Genomic DNA, 21667 nt, shown 5'->3' with positions numbered 1-21667 from the left:
CGCGATCGCACCCGTGAGCTGGCTCGACGACCTCGATGACGACGAACCGGAGTTTGACGAGGCCGATGTCCGCGTGCGCCCGAACCCGAAGGCGAACCGCCCGCGCACGAAGCGCCGACCCGCGCACGATGACGCGCGTGTCGCCCGCGTGTTGGGCGTGGACCGGGGACGCTACACGGTGCTCATCGACGAAGACGGCCCCGACGAGCACGACGCGGTGGCGATGCGGGCGCGTGAGCTGCGCAAGACACCCGTCGTCACCGGTGACCGCGTGCGCGTCGTCGGTGACACGAGCGGCGCACCGGGCACGCTCGCGCGCATCGTCGGGATCGAGCGGCGCACGTCGCTGCTGCGGCGCAGCGCCGACGACACCGACCTGGTCGAGCGCATCATCGTCGCCAACGCCGATCAGATGCTCATCGTCGTCGCTGCGGCCGACCCCGAACCGCGCACGCGGCTTGTCGACAGGTACCTCGTCGCCGCGCTGGATGCCGGCATCCGTCCTCTTCTCGTCGTCACCAAGACCGATCTCGCGGACCCGGCCGCGTTCCTGCACCACTTCGACGGCCTCGACCTGGAGGTGTTCACCAGCGCGCACAACGACATGCCGCTGGAGCGCATCGGCGGTGCCATCGCGGGGCACGCGACGGTGTTCGTCGGGCACTCTGGTGTGGGCAAGTCGACGCTCGTGAACGCGCTCGTCCCCGAAGCGCGCCGTGCGACCGGCCACGTCAACGTCGTCACCGGCCGCGGCAGGCACACCTCCAGCTCGACGGTGTCGCTGCGCTATGTCGGCCCGCGCGGTCGCGGCTGGGTCATCGACACCCCGGGGGTGAGATCGTTCGGTCTGGGCCACATCGACCCGACGAACATCCTGAGGTCGTTCACCGACCTCGCCGAGATCGCGAAGGAGTGCCCCCGCGGCTGCACGCACCTGCCGGACGCCCCCGACTGCACCCTGGTCGAAGCGCACGAGGAGGGGCGGCTCGACGTGAGCGCCGAGGCGCGCCTCGACTCGCTGCAGCGTCTGCTGACCACGTTCGCCGGTCTCGACGAGCATCGTTAGGGTGGAGACGTGACTCAGCTCGAACCCGGAGACCTCGCCCCCGACTTCACCCTCGACGACCAGGACGGCAACCCCGTGTCGCTGCACGATCTGCGCGGCCGCAAAGTGATCGTCTACTTCTATCCCGCCGCGATGACCCCGGGCTGCACGACGCAGGCGTGCGACTTCCGCGACAGCATGGGATCGCTGCAGGGCGCCGGATACACCGTGGTCGGCATCTCGCGGGACGAGCCGGCGAAACTCAAGAAGTTCGCCGAGCGCGACGAGCTCGCGTTCCCGCTGCTGAGCGACCCCGACCACGCCGTGCACGAGGCCTACGGTGCCTGGGGTGAGAAGATGAACTACGGCAAGCTCACCACCGGTGTGCTGCGCTCCACCGTCATCGTCGACGAGGACGGCCGCGTCACGCAGGTGCTGTACAACGTCAAGGCCACCGGGCATGTCGCGCGGCTGCGCACGCTGCTCGGCGTCGACGCCTGATCAGCGATCCTCGTCTTCGCCGCGCTCACGCGCGGCGCGGCGCGCGGCGAAGAACAGCAGCACGAGGCACACGACCGCGGGGACGGCCAACAGCAGACCGGTGGTCGGGTGCGCGTACTGCCCGGTCGCCGCCCCCAGCGCGACGGCCAGCAGCAGCAACTGAGCGACGACGCCCCCCGAGCGCGCCCACGAGCGGCCGCGCAGGATGCCTGCCGCGAGCGCCGCGACGATGATCGCCCCGACGACGGTGAGCACCAGCAGCGCGATCGAGCTCACCAGCGAGGTCGTGTCGCCGCGGACGAGGGCGACGACCTCCCAGCCGCCAAGGGCGAGCAGCCCGAGCGCCTCGAGCGCGATCAGGGTCGCCGCTACTCGCGAGAAGACCTTTGTGGTCATCCGCGATCGGTCGCCCGTCGTATCGTCGGTCATGTGTAGGAGTCCTCCAAGACACTCGGTGAAAACACAGCAAAATTCGGGATTCACTTGTTGGAAACCCTTGATTCACCGGCCGGTCCATGACAGCATTGCTGAGGCCGTGTGCTCCCACAGCGGCGTGGGGCGAGCGTTCTGCTCGCGACTCACACAGGGTACCCGACCCCGGGGCGGCCCAGCACTCGCTGACCGCTCGAGCAACAAGGAGCATCACCATGGATTGGCGCGACCGAGCGGCCTGCCTCACCGTCGACCCCGAACTGTTCTTCCCCGTGGGGAACACCGGGCCCGCCGTCGATCAGATCGAGAAGGCCAAGGCGGTCTGCGCGCAGTGCACCGTCACCGAGGTGTGCCTGCAGTACGCACTCGAGACCAACCAGGACTCGGGGGTCTGGGGCGGTCTCTCCGAGGACGAGCGCCGCGCGCTCAAGCGCCGCGCCGCCCGCGCCCGCCGCGCCGGCTAGGCGCGGTCGATGTAGCGCAGCGGGATGTCGATGGTCACTTCCGTGCCGCTGCCCATGATCGTGTGCCAGTCGATGGTGCCGCTCAGCTCGCCCTGAATGAGGGTGCGCACGATCTGCGTGCCCAGGCCGCGGCCCACGTGCCCCTCCGGCAGGCCGATGCCACTGTCGCGCACGTGCACCTGCAGGCGCTCGTCGTTACGGTCGGCGACGATCTCGACGGTGCCCTCCTTGCCTGCCAGGCCGTGCTCGACCGCGTTGGTCACCAGCTCGGTCAGCGCGAGCGCGAGCGGCGTGGCATACTCGCTCGGGAGCGTGCCGAACAAGCCCGTCTTGTGAGTCTGTGCGCGCGTGTTGGGGGCGGCGGCGACCTCGGCGACGAGCTTGAGCACCCGGTCGAACACCTCGTCGAAGTCGACGTTCTGCGCGAGCCCCTCCGAGAGCGTGTCGTGCACCACGGCGATCGCCGACACCCGCCGCATCGCGTGCGTCAGTGCTTCGCGCGCCTCGTCCGAGTACGTGCGCCGCGCCTGGATGCGCAGCAGCGATGCGACCGTCTGCAGGTTGTTCTTGACGCGGTGGTGGATCTCGCGGATCGTCGCATCCTTGGTGATGAGCTCCTGCTCCTGGTGGCGGATCTCGGTGACGTCGCGGCACAGCACGATCGCGCCGGCCCGTGCGCCGTTCTCGCGCAGCGGAATCGCCCGCAGCGACAGCGCGACGCCGCGCGCCTCCATGTCGGTGCGCCACGGCGCCCGACCCGTGGCCACGACGGGAAGGGTCTCGTCGAACTGCTGCTTGTCGGGCAGGATGCGAGTGATGACCTCCACCAGCGACTGGCCCTCGAGCTCGTCGTCGAAGCCCATGCGCCCGAACGCCGAGAGCGCGTTCGGGCTGACGAAGGTGACCATGCCGTCGACGTCCACGCGGATGAGGCCGTCCGACGCGCGCGGCGCACCGCGGCGCGGCGACGTGGGCGCGTTCAGGTCGGGGAACCCGCCCGACGCCATCATCTGGAACAGGTCGTCGGCGCAGTCGTTGAACGTCATCTGCTGTCTGCTCGGCGTACGCACCTCGCCGAGGTTCGTGTGCCGGGTCAGCACGCCGATCGCCTGAGCCGGGGCGTCGGCCGTAGCGGGTGTGCGCACGATAGGCACGGCTCGCACGCGCGTGGGCGTCTCCTCGAACCAGTCCGGCGACGCCGAGTCGACGATGCGCGCGTCGCGGAAAGCGTCGCGGATCTGCGTGCGCCACTGCGGGCGCACCGGGTCGCCCACGATGTCGCGGTAGAACAGCGTCGCCGCGCCGCTCGGCCGCGTATGGGCGACTGCGACGAACGAGTCGTCGGGCGTGGGCACCCAGATCACGACGTCGGCGAATGCGAGATCGGCCAGCAGTTGGCCGTCGCCCACCAGACGATGCAGCCATTCGACGTCGGCCTCGCTCGAACGCCCCTGTGCGTAGACGAGATCACTGAGGGTCGACACGCGTCCAGCCTACGGGACGGCGTGCACCCGTCTTGCGCCGGCGCCGCGAGCGCCGTGTGGGGCGGGATGCCTGCGGCGCCTGTGCGGCCTCGCCACCGCCGTGCGGCAGCAGGCCGAGCAGCGTGGCGGCCAGTCGCCGCACGGCGAGCGTGAACGGCGAGCGCGGTGCGACCTCGGCCAGCGGCCGGGCCGCCAGCAGTGCGGCATCGGCCGCCCGGGCGTCCAGCGGCAGGAACGAGACGTCGCCGATGCCCGCGAAGCGGTCGAGGGTGCGACGCACCTGGCCGCGCGGGTCGATCCCCAGGGCCCCGGGGCGCAGCCGGTTCGCCACGACCGCGATGGGGGTGGCCCCGACGGTCGCCCGCAGTTCGGCGTATCCGCGCACGAAGCGCGCGGCCCCGACCGGGTCGCACGACAGTACCGCGACGACGGCGTCGGCGGCGCGGAGTGCGGCGAGGGTTGCGCCGTTGCGCCGCGGGCCGTCGAGGTCGCTGACGATCTCTTCGTCTCGTTCCAGCGACGCCGCGACATCCACCACCGCATAGTCGACCCAGTCGCGACAGACCTCGAGCGCCGCCGTCACCCGTGACTCGGTCAGCTCGGGCCAGCGCGAGGGCCGGTTCAGACCGGTCAGGACGTCCACGGTCTCGCCGTCGAGGTGCAGAGGCGCGCTGATGCGTGTGAGCTCGGCGGCATCGAGCAGCCCGCGATCGGCCTGCCGGCACGCGGCGGCGAAACCCGGTCCCTCGTCGGCGAGCCCGAGTGCGAGTGCCAGCGACGGGGCGTGGGCGTCGGCGTCGACGAGCGCGACCCGCCGGCCGCCGCGCGCGAGCTCTGCCGCCAGAGCCGCCGCCACGGTCGACCGGCCGGGGGCGCCGGCCGGACCCCACACGGTCAGGACGACGCCGCGGGTGGGCGCGACGGATGCGCGGGCCGCCGCGGGCGCTGGCATCGTGGCCAGCGCATCGGCGATGCGCCAGCCGGGGGTATCGAGGGGAAGCGGATCGGCGAGTCCGGCGAGGGATGCCGCCGCGGCGGCATCCTGATCGCCGGCCAGCGGCACGATGCGCACGCCGTGCCGGTCGCATGCGTGCACCAGTGCGGGGGTGAGCGTCGCCCGAGTCGCGGCGAGCACGAGGGCGTCCGCGCGCGCCAGCAGCGGACCGGAATCGGCGTCGCCGAACAGCGCCGTGACGCTCGACTCCGCCGGCTGGGTGGCCGGCATCAGCAACGACTCATGGCCTTCGACCGCGAGCTCGGCGACCAGCCGTTCGCCGTGGGGCGCGTCGACGGCGACGACGATCACGGTGCCGACCCCGCCACAGGCACCACCGACAGTGCGGCATCCGCGGCGACCGCGGCGAGCGTCGCCGAGACGTCCGACCGCGCGATCACCAGCTCCAGCGAGGCCGATCCGCCGCCGATCATCGAGTCGTCACGGGTCACTGCGGCCACCGTCGCGTCGGAGACGAGGATCGCCGGCGTGCCGTACCGCCCCTGCTCTTCCGGCGGCGCCGACCACACTTCGACGACCGTTCCCGCCGTCACGGATGCGGGAACCTCGGTCGCGCTGCGCACGACCACCGTCGTGGTGCGCGCCGAGCCCGCATCCCCGACCGCGCTGATCGGCACGAGCTCCCCCGCCCCGATCGTGCGGGTGGCGACCAGTCCGTCGCCGAGGTCGTCGGCCGTCAGGTACGTCGGCGCGTTGACTCCGAGACCGACCTCGACGACCCGCAGCGCGTCGGCCGCCACGATGTCGCCCGGTACGATCGTGCGCGCGGCCGCATACACGGGAGAGGTCTGCCGCGAGGTCGTCACGAGCAGCCATACCCCGGCGACCGACGCGATGATCAACACCAGGCCGAGGAAGAATCGGGCATCGGCCCAGAAGGCCCGCGGGCGCGGGCGCGAGCGTGCCAGTTCAGGGGAGGTCATGCCCCTATCGTCACGCAATCGCCGTCGCCGGCCTCCGGGTTATCCACAGGCCGGTCACGACGGGCGTGTCGCACGCCGGGCCCGGCCATAATTGGCTCATGCCCGAGTCTCCCGCTTTCGGCGAGCGCTACCTCGATCCGTCCCAGACCGCGGAGCTTCTCGGCCTCTCCGTCGACGAGGTCATCGCGCTGGTCACCGAACGCCGTCTGCGTGGGGCCCGGTTGGGCTCGCCGGCGCGCTGGCGCATCGAGGCGTCGAGCATCGTCGACTACATCGACGACGAGACCGAGATGACCCGGCGAAAAGCGCTGTGGGAGCAGTCGCAGGAGGCGAGCTTCCCCGAGCTGTGGGGTTCCGGCCCCGTCCGGCACGGCGACTGAGACGCCGGCCGGTCACACGAAGGACGGGTCGGATGCCTCGTCCAGCCGCACGTACGACAGGGCGGTGAACGGCACCATGCGGTGTCCCGTCACGTCGCCGGTGCGACGCGGCGATCCCGGCTCGCGCACGGCCAGATCGAGGTGATCGGCTCCCGCCCGGTCTATGGTGCCGGTGAGGGTGCGACCTCCGCGCAGCCGCAGCTCGACCGGGATACGGCGACGCGCGGCATCCCGCAGCACGAAGCCCAGCCCCATGCGCTCGGTCAGCGACGCACGCGTGCGCTCTCCCGCGGGGCGTGCGCTGCGCAGCAGCTCCCTGTGAGTCACGCCGACGGTGCGTACAGCGGCCAGCGGAACGACCAGCAGGCCCGGGCGCCCGTCGGGATGCAGCGCCGCCCAGTCCACGCCGACCGCGCTGATCCTGCCGCGCACGAGGGTGTCGTCGCCGAGCTCGAGGGCGTGCGCACCGTCGCCGGTCTCGCCGGCGAGAGCGACCAGCCGGTCGCGCAACGACACGTGCGACAGCCGCAGGCGCTCTGCCTCGGTCTCCAGGGCGACGCGCTCGGCCTCCCACTCGGAGTCGAGCTGGTCCTCAAGGTCTTCGAAGAAGCGTTCCCAGCGCACCTCGCCGAGCATAGACGCCGCGTAACGACAATCATTACGAGTTATCCACAGCCCACACGCAGGTAGCGCACGGATGTGATTCACTTCAAGCTGAAAGAACCCTGATAGCAGGTATCGATCTCCCCAATCGATCTCAGAGATAGGTCCACCGATGGCACCGCTGGCTGAGGGCAATGCCGCCCGCATCCCGTACTCCGCCGCCCGCTACTCCTCCCGCGCCGAGCAGCTGAGCGAGTACTTCGCGCCGCAGCACACCTCGACGACGGCACTGCCCGACCCCGAGCCGTTCCTGCGCAACCTCACGCGCGGAGTGCTCGAGGTGTTCTCGGGGGTGCGGCACGTCGAACAGCTGGCACGATGGCTCACCGAAGATGCCTTCCGGCGCCTGGCGATCCGCGCCAACCTCGCGACGCGGGCCCGCAGCGCCCGCGGGGTGGCCGCTGCGCGCCCGGTGCACAGCATCGTGTCGGTGCGGTGCACGATGCCCGCCGACGGTGTCGTGGAGGCCGTCGTCATCGTCTCGGCGCCCGCGCGCACCCGCGCGGTCGCGCTGCGTCTGGAGGGCATGGACAGCCGATGGCGCTGCACGTCGCTCGCGCTCCTGTAGCCCGTGGCGACGCCTACTGCCGGTAGGACGCGAGGAAGTTGCCGAGCCGCTCGATCGCCTCGGTGAGCACCCGTGCCTCCGGCAGCGTGACGACGCGCAGGTGATCGTGGTCGGGCCAGTTGAAGCCCGTGCCCTGCACGAGCAGCACGTGCTCGGCGACGAGGAAGTCGTACACGAGCCGCGCATCGTCGTGGATCTCGTGGACCTCCGGATCGAGCCGGGGGAAGGCGTACAGGGCGCCCTGCGGCTTGACGCACGAGACTCCGGGGATCGACTCGAGCGTCTGCCACGCGGCGTCCCGCTGCTCGTGCAGCCGCCCGCTGGGAGCGACGAGCGCGTCGATCGACTGCACCCCCGACAGCGCCGCCTGCACGGCGTGCTGTGCGGGGACGTTCGGGCACAGGCGCGTGGAGGCCAGCAGTTGGATGCCCTCGAGGAAGCCGCGGGCGTGATGCGTGGGCCCGGTGACGACCAGCCATCCCGAGCGGTAGCCCGCGACGCGGTACGTCTTCGACAGTCCGTTGAACGTCAGGCACAGCAGGTCGGGTGCGACTGTCGCCGTCGGGATGTGCTCGGCGTCGTCGAACAGGATGCGATCGTAGATCTCGTCCGACAGCAGCAGCAGCGAGTGCTCGCGCGCGATGCCGGCGATGCCCTCGAGCACCTCGCGCGAGTACACGGCACCCGTGGGGTTGTTGGGATTGATGACGACGATCGCCTTGGTGCGTGCGGTCACCTTCGCGCGGATGTCGTCGAGATCGGGCTGCCAGCCGGATGTCTCGTCGCACAGGTAATGCACCGGCGTGCCCCCGCCGAGGCTCGTCATGGCCGTCCACAGCGGATAGTCGGGGGCGGGGATGAGCACCTCGTCGCCCTCGTCGAGCAGGGCCTGCATGGTCATTGTGATGAGCTCGGACACGCCGTTGCCGAGATACACGGCGTCGGGCGTGAAGGCGGGGAAGCCGGGTACCTCCTCGTAGCGGTACACGACGGCCTGCCGTGCCGCGAGGATGCCCCTGCTGTCGCTGTACCCGTGCGCGGTGGACGTGGCCGCGATCATGTCGCGCACGATCTGGAACGGCGCCTCGAAGCCGAACACCGCGGGGTTTCCGGTGTTCAGCTTCAGGATCGTGTGGCCGTCGGCCTCGAGCCGGTCGGCCTCGACCAGGGCCTGCCCGCGGATCTCGTAGAGGACGTCCTTCAGCTTCGACGACTGGTCGAGGGTGCGCGGCGGACTCATCCGCTCAGCCTAGCGGCGGTGCGCACTACTTCTTGCGATCGGCCGCCCGGCGCTGCGCCCGGTTGAGTGCGGCGGACGGGGATGCCGGCTGCCCCTGCGGGGCATCTGTTCGCTGACCGAACGCACCGCGGGCGGCGGGCGCCTGCGGCGGCTCCTGCTGCGGCACGGCAGCGGCCGCCGCAGCGGCCTGACGCAGGCGGCTGGTCGCCGCCTGCTGCACCTGCCCGCGGTCGTTGCGCACCTCGACCTCGCCGGCGTCGTTGGCCGCCGAGTACTCGAGTCCCTGCGGGGCCGCAGGCACCGCCTGCAGTCCCTTCGCCTCGACTTCGGCGTCGCCATCGCCCTGTGCGCGCACCTCGACCTCGAGGTTGAAGAGGTAGCCGACCGACTCCTCCTTGATCTGCCCCATCATCGACTGGAACATCTGGTAGCCCTCACGCTGGTACTCGATGAGCGGGTCGCGCTGTGCCATTGCGCGCAGGCCGATGCCGTCCTTGAGGTAGTCCATCTCGTAGAGGTGATCGCGCCAGCGACGGTCGAGCACCTGCAGCACGACCCGACGCTCCAGCTCGCGCGTGGCCGCCTCGCCGAGCGTGGCCTCGCGGTTCTCGTATGCGATGCGTGCGTCCGAGAGCAGTTCGCGCTTGAGCCCTTCGGTCGTAATCCGCCCCTTGGTGCCGGCGTCGGCGACGACCTCGTCGATCGTCACGCTCACCGGGTAGAGGGTCTTCAGCTCGGTCCACAGGGCGTCGAAGTCCCAGCTCTCGGTGTGCCCGCTGCCGGTGTGGTCGGCCACGACGCCGTCGATCGCGTCCTCGACGAAGTGCTGCACCCGGTCGGCGATGTCGTCGCCCTGCAGGATGTGTCGACGGTCAGCGTAGATGGCCTCGCGCTGCCGGTTGAGCACGTCGTCGTACTTGAGCACGTTCTTGCGGATCTCGGCGTTGCGCTGCTCGACCTGGGCCTGCGCGCTCTTGATCGCGCGCGAGACCATCTTCGACTCGATCGCGACGTCGTCGGGGAAACTCGTGCGGTTCAGGATCGCCTCGGCCGCACCCGACTGGAACAGGCGCATGAGGTCGTCCGTCAACGACAGGTAGAAACGGCTCTCCCCCGGGTCGCCCTGACGACCCGACCGACCGCGCAGCTGGTTGTCGATGCGCCGCGACTCGTGGCGCTCGGTACCGAGCACGTAGAGCCCGCCCGCCTCGACGACCTTGACCGCCTCGACGGCGACCTTCTCGCGCATCGCCTCATAGACGGAATCCCATTCCGCCTCGTACTCCTCCGGTGTCTCCACCGGGTCGAGCCCCTTCGTCTTGAGCTCCTGCACGGCGAGGAACTCGGCGTTGCCGCCGAGCATGATGTCGGTTCCACGACCGGCCATGTTCGTGGCGACGGTGACGGCGCCGAAGCGCCCGGCGCGCGCGATGATCTCAGCCTCACGCGCGTGGTTCTTCGCGTTGAGGACCTCGTGCTTGATGCCCTTCTTCGCGAGCAGACGCGAGAGGTACTCGCTCTTCTCGACCGACACGGTGCCGACCAGCACCGGCTGGCCCTGTGCGTGCCGCGCGACGATGTCTTCGGCGACCTGCTCGAACTTGGCCTGCTCGTTCTTGTAGACGAGGTCGGGCTGGTCCTTGCGGATCATGGGCTTGTTCGTCGGGATGGGCACGACGCCGAGCTTGTACGTCGACATGAACTCGGCGGCCTCGGTGTCGGCGGTGCCGGTCATGCCGGCGAGCGTGTCGTAGAGGCGGAAGTAGTTCTGCAGTGTGACGGTCGCCAGAGTCTGGTTCTCGGCCTTGACCGGCACGGCCTCCTTGGCCTCGATGGCCTGATGGATGCCCTCGTTGTAGCGGCGGCCGACGAGGATGCGGCCCGTGTGCTCATCGACGATCATGACCTCGTCGTTCATGACCACGTAGTCGGTGTCGCGCTTGAACAGCGCGAGCGCCTTGATCGAGTTGTTCAGGAACGAGATGAGGGGCGTGTTCGCCGACTAGTAGAGGTTGTCGATGCCGAGGTAGTCCTCGACCTTCTCGATGCCCGGCTCGAGCACGCCGACGGTGCGCTTCTTCTCATCGACCTCATAGTCCTCGCCGGGAACGAGGGTCTTGGCGATCTTGGCGAACTCGACGAACCAGCGGTTTGCCTCGCCCGACGACGGGCCGGAGATGATGAGCGGCGTGCGCGCCTCGTCGATGAGGATCGAGTCGACCTCGTCGACGACCGCGAAGAAGTGCTCGCGCTGGACGAGGTCTTCCTTGCGCCACGCCATGTTGTCGCGCAGGTAGTCGAAGCCGAACTCGTTGTTGGTGCCGTACGTGATGTCGCAGCCGTACTGCTCGCGACGCACCTCGGGCGTCTGGCCAGACACGATCGTCCCCGTCGTCATGCCGAGCGCGCGGTACACGCGGCCCATGAGCTCGGCCTGGTAGCTGGCCAGGTAGTCGTTGACGGTGACGACGTGCACGCCCTTGCCGGCGATCGCGTTGAGGTAGACGGCGAAGGTGGCGGTGAGTGTCTTTCCCTCACCGGTCTTCATCTCGGCGATGTTGCCGAGGTGCAGAGCGGCACCGCCCATGATCTGCACGTCGTACGGGCGCTGCCCGAGTGTGCGCTTGGCGGCTTCGCGCACGGCGGCGAAGGCCTCGGGCATGAGCTTGTCGAGGCTCTCCCCGGCGTCGTGGCGGGCGCGCAGCTCCGCGGTCTCGCCACGCAGCTCCTCGTCGGTGAGCTGTGCATACTCCTCTTCGAGGGCGTTGACGGCCTTGGCGACCTGCTGCAGCCGGCGGAAGGTACGGCCCTCTCCGGCACGAAGCAGTTTCTCGAGGGGGTTTGCCACGGAGTCTCCATCTATCGGGCTGTTCGTGCGGCGGGTCCGCCGCATCCCACGCATGCCACCGGGCGACCTGCGGGCACGACGATCCATGTTATCGGCCCACGCCCTGCAAGGGTGCTGGGGATGCGTCAGGCGGCCGGCGGATAGATCGGGATGGATGCCACGGGCCGCCGCGGCTGCAGTGCGGAGACGATCGCCGGCACCACGGACGACCCCAGCATGACCCCCGACGACACGCCGTCTCGTACGCTCGACACTCTGCACTATTCCGAGTATATATATACTGAGTATCAGCCTACTCGGTATGCATAAGGAGCGACACATGTCGGTGCGACAGAGCCTGCTGGCCATTCTCGATCAAGGGCCGTGCTACGGCTATCAGCTGCGCAGCGAGTTCGATCGCCGCACGGGGTCGACGTGGCCGCTCAACGTCGGCCAGATCTACAACACGCTCGACCGGCTCGAGCGCGATGGGCTCGTCATGAAGGGCGACACGGATGAGCAGGGACACGTCTACTGGAAGATCACCGAGGCCGGGCACGACGAGGTCGCGCAGTGGCTCGCCTCCCCCGTCGAGCGCGGGCAGGGCACCCGCGACGAGCTCGCCATCAAACTCGCGGTGGCCGCGACGCTTCCCGGCGTCGAGGTGAGCAACGTCATCCAGACCCAGCGTCACTCGTCACTGCGACAGCTGCAGGAGCTGCATCGCGCAAAGTCTGCCGGGGCGAATCCCGACGGTCCCGAAGAGCTGGCGTGGGCGCTCGTCGTCGACTCGATGATCTTCCAGGCAGAGGCCGAGGTGCGCTGGCTCGACCACACCGAGCAGCGTCTCGCCCTGCACCCACAGCACGCGATGGCCCTCGAACTGTCCACCCAGCACCCCAAGCGAGGCCGCCCGTCGGTGGTGGCCGCCGCACCGGAGGCGACCCGGTGACCGCGATTCTGCGCCTGGTCGGCGTCACGCAGCAGTACGGCGTCGGCGAGACATCCGTCTCCGCTCTCGCGGGAGTCGACCTCACCGTCGACCACGGCGAGCTGGCCGCCATCATGGGCGCCTCGGGCTCGGGCAAGTCGACGCTGCTGTCGATCGCCGGGGGGCTGCAGAAGCCTCCACCGGCGAGGTGCTCATCGAAGGGCGACACCTGTCGACATCCTCCCCCCGCGAGTTGGCCCAGCTGCGCCGCCGCTCGATCGGGTTCGTGTTCCAGGACTTCAATCTCATCCCGACCCTCACGGCGCTCGAGAACGTGACGCTGCCGCTCGAGCTCGATGGCTTCCGAGCCCGGGTGGCGCGTCGTGCGGGTCGGGATGCCCTCTCGTCGGTGGGACTCGACGACACGTTCGGCGCCTACCCCGACGATCTCTCGGGCGGTCAGCAGCAGCGGGTCGCCATCGCCCGCGCCGTCGTGGGCGGCAGGCGGCTCATCCTCGCCGACGAGCCCGCCGGTGCACTCGACTCGGTGACCGGCGAGGCGGTGCTGAAGATGCTGCGCAGTCGTGTGGATGCCGGTGCCGCCGCGATCCTCGTGACCCACGAGGCGCGGCACGCCGCCTGGGCGGATCGCATCGTGTTCCTGCGCGACGGCCGCATCGTCGACCAGACGCACCGCGACAGCGCCGACGTGCTGCTGGCCAAGGCATGATGACGATCCGCGACACCTCCCAGATCAGGAGTTCTGGCGGAGACAGGACAGCGGATGCCGGTTCCGGCCTGACCGCGCCGGATCACCTGATCTCGACACAACGGTCGGGCGGCCGCTGGGCGCGGCTTCGCGCCGACCTGCGGCTGGCACGGCGGCAGGTGTGGCGGGCGAAGGGCGCAAGTGCGCTCGTCGCGCTGCTGGTAGCGCTGCCGATGGCGCTGCTGTCGGCCGGTGCCGTGTACGGGGCGAGCCGCGTGCCGACCCGGGCCGAGACGCTGACCGCCGAGCTCGGCCAGACCGATGCCTGGATCGAGGTCGTGGGCGGCTATGACCGTCGCGCACGCAGGCGCTCGCCGACCCGTGGTGGTGGGAGGTCGAACGCGGCGCCGACCACATGCCGGTCAACCCCGAACTGCCCCCGCCGACCGACGGCCCGGCAGCGTACCTGCCGGCCGGTGCTGGCGTGCTCCAGATCGCCGAGTCGCGCGTCCGCGTGCAAACCTCCGGCGGTGTCGCCGACCTCACGGCGTACGTGGGCGATGCGGGCGACCCCGCACTGGCGGGGTGGTCGCGGCTGCTCGACGGCCACGCGCCCGGCAGCGGCGAGATCGCGCTCTCTCCCGGCGCGCTCGATCGACTCGACGCGCGGATCGGCGACACCGTGCACCTCGCCGACACCGACGACGCATACACCGTTTCGGGCGTGCTCGCGCGCGCCGAGGACGCCGACGAGCGTGTAGCGCTGTTCCTGCCGGGCGCGGTGCCGGAAGACGGCCCGACCACGTGGTTCGTCGAGGCCTGGGCTCCGACTGCCGATGATGTGACGGCGCTCAACCAGCAGGGCTACATCGTGTACTCACGCACGCTCATCGAAGAACTCGATGGCGCGGGCACCGAGTCGATGGACCCGAGCAGCCAGTGGTATCTCATCGCCTGTTCTGCGGGTACCTCGTCGTGCTGCTGGCCGGTGCCGCATTCTCGGTGGGCGCCCGGCGCCAGCAGCGCCCGCTTGCCATGGCCGCGAGCGTCGGTGCCGACCGTCGCGACCTGTTCCACATCGTGCTGCTCCAGGGCACCGTGCTCGGGGCGATCGGCGGAGTCGCCGGCACGGCGACGGGCATCGGACTGGGCGCCCTCGCGCTGCCCCTGTTCAGCGACGGGTCGGTCTCGACGAACTGGGGCCTGCATGTCCCGTGGCCACTGCTCGTGAGCATCGTGGTCTTCGCGACGCTGGTGGGCACGGCGTCCGCAGTTCTCCCCGCCCGTGCCGCCACGCGCGGCGACACGCTCGCCGCTCAGCGGGGTGCCCGCAAGCCCGTCGCCGCCCACGTGGCTCGCCCACTGTGGGGATCGTTGCTGATCACGGTCGGCGTGGCCACGACCGCGGTGTCGGGCCTCACGCTCGCCGCCCTCAACGCCGCAGAGTTCGACAACTCCCCCATCCGCACCCTATGCCTGTACGGCGTGATCGGCGGCCCGGTCCTGTTCCAGGTCGGCGTGCTCCTCGGCGGGCACTGGCTGCTTGCGCTCATCCAGCGGGGCATCTCGTCGCTGGGGCTCGCGCCCCGGCTGGCCGGCAGGGATGCCGCGGCGCACCCGGGCCGCATTGTCCCCGCCTTCGGTGCCATCGCCGCGTGCACGTTCCTCGCCGCCGTCGCACTCGCGTCGGTAGGGGTGACCACCGCCGCCGTCGAGCGCGGCTGGGAGTATCGGGGGCCACTGGGCAGCACCCATGTCACGGTGTACAGCGATGGCGCGTCAGACGACGATGCCGCGGCGCTGGTCGATGCCGCTTACGACGCGATCGAGGCGACCGGCCCGCTGCGTACCGCCGAGGTGCTCAGCCAGCCGCACCCGTTCGACCCCGAAGGCACCCCGTCTGGGGCGCTCGTGGTCTCGCCGCGCGTGCAGCAGTTCGTGGACTGCGACGAGGGCCCGTCGGCGGAGTGTCGCACCGCCGACCGGGTGCTCCTCGACGGCCACTACCGGCTGGCCGTCATCGACCCCGCTGACCTCGCCGTCGCCTTCGGTGCCGATCCGGGGCGGGACGCTGCCGCGACGATGCGCACGGGCGGGGCTCTCGTGACGAGCCCGGCACGGCTCGACGACGGCCAGGTCGAGCTCGACGTGTTCACGGTCGACGACCTGCGCGGCGGTATGTTCGGCGGCGGCACGCCCGACCCGGTGACCACCGAGTTGGTCGCTGGCGCCCTGCTGGATCTCGGCCACCGCATCCCGTACGACGTGGTGATCTCTCCGCAGACGGCGGCCGACCTCGGCGTGACAACCCGCCCGTCGACGCTCATTGCGACCTACGCCGAGCCTGCACGGCCCGACGTGCTCGACCGCATCCAAGCGGATCTCTCCCATGCGAGTGTCGGCTACGGCGGCTACGGGTGGGGCATCGAGAACGGCCCGCCCGCGGCCGCCCCATGGCTGTGGCTGATCCTGGCGGCGACCTCGGTGCTCGTGATCGGCGCGAGCACCGTGGCCCTGGGCCTCGCGCGCGTCGAGCGCCGCCCCGACGACGCCACGCTCACCGCGGTGGGTGCGGGCGCTGGCCTGCGGCGTGGCATCGCCTTCTGGCAGGCGCTCATCGTGACGGGCCTGGGCGGCATCACCGGCGCGATCGCGGGCCTGCTGCCGGTATGGGGTGCGGTGCTCATGACGCAGAACATCTTCTACCCGCCGCAACTGGCAGACACCCCGTGGCTGTGGCTCGGCATCCTCGCCCTCGGCCTGCCGCTGACGATCGCGGTCGTGTCGTGGATCGTGCCCCCGCGGCATCCCGACCTCACCCGCCGCACCGCGATCACGTGAGCCGCATCCGCGCACTGCCACCCCACCCGAGTCCCGGCCGGCGATCCGACGAGCGCTACGAGGCGAGCTCCTCCAGCGGGGGCGCGTCGGCGGTCAACGAGATGACGCCGTAGTCCCAGCCCTTGCGCCGGTACACGACGCTCGGGTGGTCGCTGCGCACATCGATGAACAGGAAGAAGTCGTGGCCGACCAGCTCCATGCGGTCGACGGCCTCTTCGACGGTCATCCACTCGGGGTTGAACTGCTTGGTGCGGATCACGACCGGCGTGTAGTCGGCCTCGACCTCGCCGTCCTCCACGATGCCCGCCGATCCGGTGGTGACGCGCTCGAGCGTGTCGACCGGGGCCGGCTGCACGTCCAGCCCGGCGATGCTCCCGCCGCCCTTGTCGAAGTGGGCGCCGCGCGGATGATTGCGGGCATCGACCCGCTTGCCCTTGGCGCGCCGCAACTGCTCGACGAGCTTGTCTACAGCGATGTCCAGGGCTGCGAACTTGTCGGGGTCGGACGCCTCGGCGCGCACCACCGGGCCCTTGCCGACCAGGGTGAGCTCGACGGTCTCGTCCTCGATATGACCGTTGCGGTACGAGCGATGGGTGACCTTGATGTCCAGGCGCTGCGCACGCGGGGCGAGAGTGCCCACCCGAGCGGCCTTCTCTTCGACGACGGACAGGAATCGATCCGAGATACTGACCCCCATACCGACGATGTGTGTATCCATCCATGCCCTCCTTGTTCCGGTCCACCCGGTCAAGGGCGGACCATCGGTCGCCTTGTGCCCACCACCGTATATCCGCCGAGCCGAACTGTCACGCACATTCCCGAACGAATCCGCGGCGCGCCGTCGCCGCCACAGTGACCGCCCCCACGACCCGGGCTCCGGCCGCGGTGAGCGCCCGCGCGGCCTCGCTCAGCGTGGCACCCGTAGTGACCACGTCGTCAGCGATGACGACCGGCATCCCGGCCGCCGAGCGAGCGCGCAGACTGCCCTCGGCGTTGTGCGCCCGTTCCTCCCGACCCAGGCGCCGCTGGTCGGCCACGCGTCGCGCCGACACGAGCAGCGGCACCGTGCCGACACCCGCCCGGCGCACCAGCAGATCGACGACCCGGTAGCCGCGCCTGCGCATCGCCGCGCGCGACGTGGGCACGGGCACGACCCGCAGCCCGGCGTTCCCCTCCCCCACGGCGGCGAGCGCCACCCGCAGCGCCGGAGCGAGCGCGCCGGCGAGCTCGGTGCGCCCCTCCTCCTTCAGCGCGCGCAGGGCGCGTGCGGCAACCCCGTCGTAGTCGAGCCCGCTCCACACGGTCAGTCCGTCGTCGAGCACGCGGTGCCGGGGCGACGGGGCGACGGCATCGACGCAGGCAGCGCACAGGGCACGGCCGGGCTGCGCGCACCCGGCGCAGTCCACGGGGAACGCGAGTGCCAGCGCATCGGCGAGGGCCCCGCGCACCACGGCGGTATCGAACGTCATGACGACAGGATGCCGCGTGCCCGCGGCATCCCACCGCCGTCTTCGCCAACCTGTCGGATCCGGGGCGCTCAGCCGGCCTGTGGAGGAACAGTCACTCCGACGAACCCTGCTGCGTGGCGAGCACCTCGACGCCGGTGGCCGACGGCAGCCAGCGCGATCCGCTGCGGGCGTAGAGCCGGCCGTCGTCGGCGAGCAGCCGCACCGAGCCGAGCTGGTTTCCCGCGGCGATGGTGGTGGCTACGGTCCGCAGCGAGGTGAGCACGCCGAGGCCGCCGACTTCCTGCGTGAGCACGGTCGTCTCGTTGTCAGCCGGGCGCACGACGCCCAGCGTCACGTCGTCGAGCCATGCGACCGCGACCCCCGACGAGGTCAACGACGCTTGACGCACCCACTGCCCGAGACGCACCGGCACACCCTCGTCGCGGACCACCGCCGCCGTCCAGACCTCGGGCAGTCCACCGATCTCGACGACGGCGGCCACACGGGTGCTGTCGCGCGACAGCTGCATCGCACGGATGACCGTCGCCCCACTCCATGCATCGCCGACCTCGACCACGGTGTCGTCCGCGCCGATGGCGTGCACATTCGAGGGGCTGTCGCGCGGGACGGTCCACACGAAACCGTAGCGGTCCACCGTCGGGGTGATCAGCCCGGGCCGCGTGTCGATGATGCTGTAGCTCTGATCCGCCCGCAGGCGCGCGACGGCCCCGCCGTCGGTCAGCAGCGCCGCCTGCTGCAGTCCGCCGCCGAGCTCGATCGCCGTCGGGATCAGTCCCGACGCCCGCAGCCCCGCGCTGAGTCCCGGGATCGGCTGCAGCTCGTCTCCGGCCAAGAAGCCGAGTCCCTCCTCTGTCAGCACCGCGAAGCGGGGGTCCACGGTCGTCGCCCGCGTGGGCGCGGGCTCGACCTCGATGTCGACCCCGCCCGCCTGCATCAGCGCGTCCGAGATGTTCGCCGACGCCAGCGACCCGACCAGCTGCGTCTGCATGCGCGCCAGCTGCTCGGGCGGCAGGCCCAGCACGGCATCGGGTACCTCGATCTGCGCCACGCCGTTCGGCGTCGGCACCGCGCTGGGCACGGTGACGTCGTCGGGGAACGCCGAGACGACGGCATCCGCCAGCCACGGGCTGGGCGCACCGTCGATGAGCTCCTTGACGATGCGCCACGGCGTGGCCCGATTGCGCACCGGGAACCACCGCACGTCGGGGACGAGGTACTCCCACGTGGGGTCGAAGTACATGAGCGAGTAGGTGCCGAACACCCGTGGGAACAGCAATCGGTCCAGCACGACGCCGTCGTCGAGCTGGGAGATGCGCCACTCGCCGCGCGCCTTACGCAGCGCGAACGGCAGTTCGGTGGGAGCGGCATCCGTGGCGCTGTACGCACCCGTCTCGTCGACGTCGCCGACCGAACGCACCGTCAGCAGGTACTGCGACTCGGTGACCTGCGTGAGGTCGCGCGACTCGACGACCGTGACGCCCGCTTCGGGGCGCCACGTCTGTTGGGCGTCTTCGGTGAGGAACTGCTTGGCGATATCCCACCCGTTCGCGGGGCTGGTCGCCGCCGCCACGAAGCCCTCGACGATCTGCTCGGGGGTCGCTCCCGGTTGCGGACTGGACGGGCGGAAGGCAACCTCGAACGCGTCGTTGGACGCCGAGTCGACGGCCAATCCCTGCTCCACGGGCCCGGCAGACGGCATACCCGCGCAGGCGGCGAGCACGGCGGCCGTCAGCGCGGCCACGACAGCGGTGAGGATGCGGCGGCTCACGGTGTGCGCCCCGCGCTGTGCACCACGGGCAGGTCGATGGGCTGGGTCAGACCCAGGTCGTCCAGCGCTTCGGCGCCATCGGGCTCGATCGGGACCGGCGAGGGGCCACTGAGGCTTCGCCCGGCTCGCGGCAAGGTGAGCACGACGTTCGTTCCCCGGCCGAGATCCGACCACACGGCCAGCTCGCCCTGATGCAACCGCGCATCGCCGAGCGCGATCGACATACCGAGGCCTGTGCCGCCTATCGTGCGCTTGCGCGAGGGATCGGCGCGCCAGAATCGGTCGAAGACCCGTTCCGTGTCTTCGGACTTCATCCCGAGGCCGAAGTCACGCACGCCCAGGGCCACCGCCTCCTGGCTGCTGTCGACCGTGACGACGATGGGCCGCCCCTCCCCGTGTTCGATCGCGTTGCCCAGCAGGTTGCGCACGATGCGCCGCACACGGCGCGGATCCATCTCGACCGGGCTGTAACCGCCGGGGGCGACCAGCCGCACATCGGTGCCGTGCTGTTCGGCGAGCTGGCTCATCGACGCGATGACGTCCTCCGCGAGGTGGGCGAGGCTCGTCGGCTCGAGTTCGAGCTGCACCGAGCCCGCGTCGTATCGACTGATCTCGAGCAGGTCGACCAGCAGCGTCTCGAATCGCTGCACCTGGGCGGCCAGCAGCTCGGCGGCGCGCGCGGTGGCGGGGTCGAACTCGTCCCTGCGGTCGTTGATCATGTCGGCGGCCAGCCGGATGGTGGTCAGCGGTGTGCGCAGCTCGTGGGAGACATCCGACACGAACCGCTGCTGCACCAGCGAAAGCTCCGCGAGCTCCTTGATCTGCGACTCGATGCTGTCGGCCATGGCGTTGAACGAGCGCCCGAGCACGGCCAGCTCGTCGTCGCCGCGCACGGCCAGGCGCACCTCGAGGTCGCCCGCAGCCAGCCGTGCACTGGTGTCGGCGGCCTGCGCCACGGGCAAGGCGACCGAGCGCACCACGAACCATGCGATCGCACCAATGAGCACCAGCAGCGCGAACCCTGCGAACAGCAGCGTGCGCTGCACGAACTGCAGCGTCTCGTCGGCCGCGCCGAGGTCGTACGCCACATACAGCGCGTAGGCGCCGACATCCGGCATCGCCAGCTGCTGGCCGACGACGATGCCCGGTACCATCGAGCCGTCCGCCGCGGTCAGCGACACGGACTGCCACCACTGCACGTCGGGGTCGCCGCCCACCTGCTCGCGCAGCTGCCGCGAGATGATCGCCGGGTAGACGGTGGCGGGGTCGAAGACCGGGGAGAACATGTCGGGCGGTGCGATCGCCGAGGGCACCGGATCGATGCGCACCAACGCGAACATGTCGCTCGGCGACTGTCGTTGCACCTCTTCAGCCGCCGCATACAGCAGCTGCTGGGCGACGAGCGCGTCGCCCCGCACGTCGGCCGCGTCGAACAGCTGCTGTGCCGACTGCGCGGCCCGCATCGACGTGTCGAGCACCTGCGCCTTGCGCGAGTCGAACAGGTCGCGCTGGATGACCAGCGACATCACGACGCCAGCGACCAGAATGGCCAGCATCGTCGACCCGATCGCGACGACGATCGTGCGAAAGCGCAGCGACCGCCGCCACAGACCGGTCAGGTTCTCGGGCCAGCGGCGCCAGTCGCGCCAGTCCACGGGCGCGACTGCGACGGGGCCGGTCGGCGTCGGTCGCCCGGACATGGCGTCAGATCGCGGCGCCGGCGCGGTAGCCGACACCACGCACCGTCGTCACGATCCGCGGGTTCTCGGGGTCGGGCTCGACCTTGGCGCGCAGGCGCTGCACGTGCACGTTCACCAGGCGCGTGTCGGCCTTGTAGTGGTAGCCCCACACCTGCTCGAGCAGCATCTCGCGCGAGAACACCTGCTGCGGCTTGGCGGCGAGCGCAACGAGCAGTTCGAACTCCAGCGGCGTCAGCGCGATGAGGGTGTCACCGCGGCGCACCTCGTGCGCGGCCACGTCGACGGTGAGGTCGCCGATGCGCAGCACCTCGGCCTGCGCCTGCGGCACGGGTCGTAGCCGCGTGCGGATGCGCGCGACGAGCTCTTTGGGGTTGAACGGTTTGACGATGTAGTCGTCGGCGCCGACCTCGAGGCCCTTGACGACGTCGGCGGTGTCGGTGCGAGCAGTGAGCATGATGATCGGCACCCCCGACTCGGCGCGGATGCGCGTGCAGATCTCGATGCCGTCCATGCCGGGCAGCATGAGGTCCAGCAGCACCAGATCGGGCCGCTCGGCGCGCCACTCGTCGACGGCGCGGGCGCCGTCGGCGCAGAAGACGGTGTCGAAGCCTTCGGTGCGCAGGACGATGCCGATCATCTCGGCCAGCGCAGTGTCGTCATCGACCACAAGGATGCGGGATGTCATCGGGTGAGTGGGCCCCTTCACG

19 protein-coding genes and 2 pseudogenes are annotated in these 21667 nt (G+C 70.5%); 8 read left to right on the top strand and 13 right to left on the bottom strand.

Translation table 11 applies throughout. The annotated features are described in order from the left end of the window. Window positions 1–13 precede the first annotated feature (13 nt). Together rsgA and bcp are read left to right on the top strand one after the other, a co-directional pair. A complete protein-coding gene (gene rsgA / locus ACK5IN_RS02645) occupies window positions 14–1066 on the top strand; it encodes a ribosome small subunit-dependent GTPase A (RefSeq protein ID WP_416894678.1) in 1053 nt (350 codons plus the stop codon). Between the two features lie 9 nt (window positions 1067–1075). Then, on the top strand, window positions 1076–1546 hold the full coding sequence (bcp, locus tag ACK5IN_RS02640) for a thioredoxin-dependent thiol peroxidase (protein WP_416894677.1): 471 nt from the start codon (window positions 1076–1078) through the stop codon (window positions 1544–1546). On the opposite strand, the gene ACK5IN_RS02635 is transcribed toward bcp, so the two are convergent. Then, on the bottom strand, window positions 1547–1942 hold the full coding sequence (locus ACK5IN_RS02635; protein WP_416894676.1) for a histidine kinase: 396 nt from the start codon (window positions 1940–1942) through the stop codon (window positions 1547–1549). It abuts the gene before it with no gap. 251 nt (window positions 1943–2193) lie between these two features. Here ACK5IN_RS02635 and ACK5IN_RS02630 point away from each other — a divergent pair, with 251 nt between their 5' ends. Then, window positions 2194–2442: a WhiB family transcriptional regulator gene (locus ACK5IN_RS02630; RefSeq protein WP_416894675.1), complete on the top strand. Its 249-nt coding sequence runs from the start codon at window positions 2194–2196 to the stop codon at window positions 2440–2442. Here the strand turns inward: ACK5IN_RS02630 and ACK5IN_RS02625 are convergent. The 3 genes from ACK5IN_RS02625 to ACK5IN_RS02615 are packed head-to-tail and all read right to left on the bottom strand — an operon-like array spanning window position 2439 to window position 5864. Next, complete coding sequence (locus tag ACK5IN_RS02625) at window positions 2439–3926, bottom strand: sensor histidine kinase (protein ID WP_416894674.1); 1488 nt, start codon at window positions 3924–3926, stop codon at window positions 2439–2441. The two genes, ACK5IN_RS02630 and ACK5IN_RS02625, sit on opposite strands and share 4 nt — an antisense overlap. Continuing rightward, entirely contained in the window at window positions 3910–5232 is a 1323-nt protein-coding gene (locus ACK5IN_RS02620) for an AAA family ATPase (protein ID WP_416894673.1), read from the bottom strand. Before ACK5IN_RS02620 ends, ACK5IN_RS02625 begins: the two co-directional genes overlap by 17 nt. Then, complete coding sequence (locus ACK5IN_RS02615) at window positions 5229–5864, bottom strand: SAF domain-containing protein (RefSeq protein WP_416894672.1); 636 nt, start codon at window positions 5862–5864, stop codon at window positions 5229–5231. Before ACK5IN_RS02615 ends, ACK5IN_RS02620 begins: the two co-directional genes overlap by 4 nt. Before the next feature lie 98 nt (window positions 5865–5962). Between ACK5IN_RS02615 and ACK5IN_RS02610 the strand changes: the two genes are divergently transcribed. Further along, window positions 5963–6244, top strand: a complete 282-nt coding sequence (locus ACK5IN_RS02610; RefSeq protein WP_416894671.1) for a helix-turn-helix domain-containing protein — start codon at window positions 5963–5965, stop codon at window positions 6242–6244. A 12-nt stretch (window positions 6245–6256) separates the two neighbouring features. Here ACK5IN_RS02610 and ACK5IN_RS02605 read toward each other — a convergent pair whose 3' ends face one another. Continuing rightward, entirely contained in the window at window positions 6257–6880 is a 624-nt protein-coding gene (locus ACK5IN_RS02605) for a hypothetical protein (RefSeq protein ID WP_416894670.1), read from the bottom strand. Between the two features lie 139 nt (window positions 6881–7019). Between ACK5IN_RS02605 and ACK5IN_RS02600 the strand changes: the two genes are divergently transcribed. After that, entirely contained in the window at window positions 7020–7475 is a 456-nt protein-coding gene (locus tag ACK5IN_RS02600) for an Rv3235 family protein (protein WP_416894669.1), read from the top strand. Between the two features lie 13 nt (window positions 7476–7488). Here the strand turns inward: ACK5IN_RS02600 and ACK5IN_RS02595 are convergent, their stop codons facing one another. The 3 genes and pseudogenes from ACK5IN_RS02595 to ACK5IN_RS02585 form a co-directional block, all read right to left on the bottom strand. Beyond that, complete coding sequence (locus ACK5IN_RS02595) at window positions 7489–8715, bottom strand: pyridoxal phosphate-dependent aminotransferase (RefSeq protein WP_416894668.1); 1227 nt, start codon at window positions 8713–8715, stop codon at window positions 7489–7491. A gap of 25 nt (window positions 8716–8740) precedes the next feature. Then, window positions 8741–11563, bottom strand: a pseudogene (secA, locus tag ACK5IN_RS02590) (preprotein translocase subunit SecA). Between the two features lie 125 nt (window positions 11564–11688). Beyond that, a complete protein-coding gene (locus tag ACK5IN_RS02585; RefSeq protein WP_416894667.1) occupies window positions 11689–11817 on the bottom strand; it encodes a hypothetical protein in 129 nt (42 codons plus the stop codon). A 65-nt stretch (window positions 11818–11882) separates the two neighbouring features. On the opposite strand from ACK5IN_RS02585, the gene ACK5IN_RS02580 reads away from it, so the two are divergent. From ACK5IN_RS02580 to ACK5IN_RS02570, 3 genes and pseudogenes are all read left to right on the top strand, one after another. Further along, window positions 11883–12494: a PadR family transcriptional regulator gene (locus ACK5IN_RS02580; protein ID WP_416894666.1), complete on the top strand. Its 612-nt coding sequence runs from the start codon at window positions 11883–11885 to the stop codon at window positions 12492–12494. Next, a pseudogene (locus ACK5IN_RS02575) lies at window positions 12491–13203 on the top strand (ABC transporter ATP-binding protein). Before ACK5IN_RS02580 ends, ACK5IN_RS02575 begins: the two are co-directional and overlap by 4 nt. Window positions 13204–14121: 918 nt before the next feature. Next, window positions 14122–16023, top strand: coding sequence for an FtsX-like permease family protein (locus ACK5IN_RS02570; protein WP_416894665.1), 1902 nt, complete (start codon window positions 14122–14124; stop codon window positions 16021–16023). A gap of 55 nt (window positions 16024–16078) precedes the next feature. On the opposite strand, the gene hpf is transcribed toward ACK5IN_RS02570, so the two are convergent. The 5 genes from hpf to mtrA all read right to left on the bottom strand — a co-directional run bounded on the left by hpf (window position 16079) and on the right by mtrA (window position 21645). Next, on the bottom strand, window positions 16079–16741 hold the full coding sequence (hpf, locus tag ACK5IN_RS02565; protein ID WP_416894664.1) for a ribosome hibernation-promoting factor, HPF/YfiA family: 663 nt from the start codon (window positions 16739–16741) through the stop codon (window positions 16079–16081). Window positions 16742–16829: 88 nt separating this feature from the next. Continuing rightward, window positions 16830–17492 (bottom strand): ComF family protein, encoded by a 663-nt coding sequence (locus ACK5IN_RS02560; RefSeq protein WP_416894663.1) that lies wholly within the window; start codon window positions 17490–17492, stop codon window positions 16830–16832. A 91-nt stretch (window positions 17493–17583) separates the two neighbouring features. Further along, window positions 17584–19260, bottom strand: a complete 1677-nt coding sequence (locus ACK5IN_RS02555) for a GerMN domain-containing protein (protein WP_416894662.1) — start codon at window positions 19258–19260, stop codon at window positions 17584–17586. Continuing rightward, window positions 19257–20960: an MtrAB system histidine kinase MtrB gene (mtrB, locus tag ACK5IN_RS02550; protein ID WP_416894661.1), complete on the bottom strand. Its 1704-nt coding sequence runs from the start codon at window positions 20958–20960 to the stop codon at window positions 19257–19259. Before mtrB ends, ACK5IN_RS02555 begins: the two co-directional genes overlap by 4 nt. Before the next feature lie 4 nt (window positions 20961–20964). Then, entirely contained in the window at window positions 20965–21645 is a 681-nt protein-coding gene (gene mtrA / locus ACK5IN_RS02545) for an MtrAB system response regulator MtrA (protein WP_416894660.1), read from the bottom strand. Window positions 21646–21667: the final 22 nt, after the last annotated feature.

Origin of the sequence: Microbacterium sp., from assembly GCF_047971895.1 — a bacterium.
Taxonomy (GTDB): domain Bacteria; phylum Actinomycetota; class Actinomycetes; order Actinomycetales; family Microbacteriaceae; genus Microbacterium.
Note: the sequence above shows the minus strand (reverse complement) of the source record. Positions and strands in the feature narration are given on the sequence as shown.